This window comes from Promicromonospora kroppenstedtii DSM 19349 (assembly GCF_000515355.1).
Lineage (GTDB): Bacteria > Actinomycetota > Actinomycetes > Actinomycetales > Cellulomonadaceae > Promicromonospora > Promicromonospora kroppenstedtii.
Map to the genome: position 1 here is coordinate 826 of NZ_KI911666.1, position 1,341 is coordinate 2,166.

Consider the following 1,341-nt stretch of genomic DNA (forward strand, 5'->3'; position numbering starts at 1 on the left):
GGAGGCACCCGCCCCGGCGGAGGCGCCGAAGCCGGCGACGAAGCCCGCGGCCAAGGCTGCCTCGAAGCCGGCAGCGAAGCCTGCCGCCAAGGCAGCCCCCAAGCCGGCCCCGGCCCCCAAGCCGGTGCCGAAGCCCGTGGCCCCCAAGCCGCGTGCGCCACGCAACGCCGGCTGAGGCCAGGTCCCCAAGACCACCACGACACCGGGCCGGCTTACCGGCCCAGGTAAACGTCGCCGTTCCAGCAGCGGTCGACCGACATGAGGAGAGACGGCAGTCATGCCGAAGAACAAGACGCACTCCGGCTCCAAGAAGCGGTTCCGGGTCACGGGTAGCGGCAAGGTCATGCGCGAGCAGACCAACGCCCGCCACTACCTCGAGCACAAGTCCAGCCGTCGTACGCGTCGTCTGGCCGTGGACCAGGTCGTTGCACCGGCCGACGTCAAGAAGATCAAGAAGCTGCTCGGTAAGTGACCCCGTGGCGCGCGCCTGACGTGCGCCGCCAGGAACCCTTCCAGCCCGAAGTAACAAGGAGTCTCACGTGGCACGCGTGAAGCGGGCAGTAAATGCCCAGAAGAAGCGCCGTACGACCCTCGAGCGCGCCGCCGGTTACCGCGGCCAGCGCTCGCGCCTCTACCGGAAGGCGAAGGAGCAGGTCACCCACTCGCTCGTCTACGCCTACCGTGACCGGAAGGTGCGCAAGGGCGACTTCCGCAAGCTGTGGATCCAGCGCATCAACGCTGCGTCCCGCGCGCAGGGTCTGACCTACAACCGCCTCATCCAGGGCCTCAAGGCCGCTGGTGTCGAGGTCGACCGCCGCATGCTCGCCGAGCTCGCGGTCAACGACGTGGCGGCGTTCAACGCCCTCGTCCAGGTCGCCAAGGACGCGCTGCCGGCGGACGTCAACGCCCCGGCCGCTGCCTGAGGTTGAGCATCTCACCGGACGCCCGGACAGTGTCCTCCTCGGAGGCCTCCGCGCCGCTTGACGTGACGCTCGCGAATCCGCGAGCCGACCGGGTCAAGCAGGTGCGGGCACTGGCCGGGCGTTCGGCGCGCTCCCGGCACGGCCAGTTCCTGGTCGAGGGGCCGCAGAGCGTCCGGGAGGCGGTGCGGCACGCCGCGTCGTCGGTCCGGGACGTCTATCTGACGCCCGCGGCGGCGGCGCGCTACACCGAGATCGTCGACGACGCCCGCGCCGCCGGGCTGTACCTGCACGTCGGCGCGCCCGAGGTGCTGGAGTCGATGAGCCCTGACGCCCAGGGTGTGCTCGCCGTCGTGCGTTCCAGCGCGCCCTCGCTCGCCGAGGCCCTGGCCGCGCGCGCTCCTGAGCGGGCCGGGCGGCC

At 71.4% G+C, this 1,341-nt stretch carries 3 protein-coding genes; all 3 read left to right on the forward strand.

The window, feature by feature from the left end; all coding sequences use genetic code 11:
- The first annotated feature begins 277 nt into the window (after positions 1–277).
- On the forward strand, positions 278–472 hold the full coding sequence (gene rpmI / locus PROKR_RS13130; protein ID WP_020016628.1) for a 50S ribosomal protein L35: 195 nt from the start codon (positions 278–280) through the stop codon (positions 470–472).
- A 67-nt stretch (positions 473–539) separates the two neighbouring features.
- Positions 540–923: a 50S ribosomal protein L20 gene (gene rplT / locus PROKR_RS13135; protein WP_020016627.1), complete on the forward strand. Its 384-nt coding sequence runs from the start codon at positions 540–542 to the stop codon at positions 921–923.
- 29 nt (positions 924–952) lie between these two features.
- Positions 953–1,341 (forward strand): RNA methyltransferase substrate-binding domain-containing protein (locus PROKR_RS13140; protein WP_281171709.1); only part of this gene is annotated, 389 nt, incomplete at its 3' end.

Coding starts and splice junctions, on each gene's coding strand:
- rpmI (WP_020016628.1), top strand. CDS start 278: ATGCCGAAGAACAAGACGCACTCCGGCTCCAAGAAGCGGTTCCGGGTC.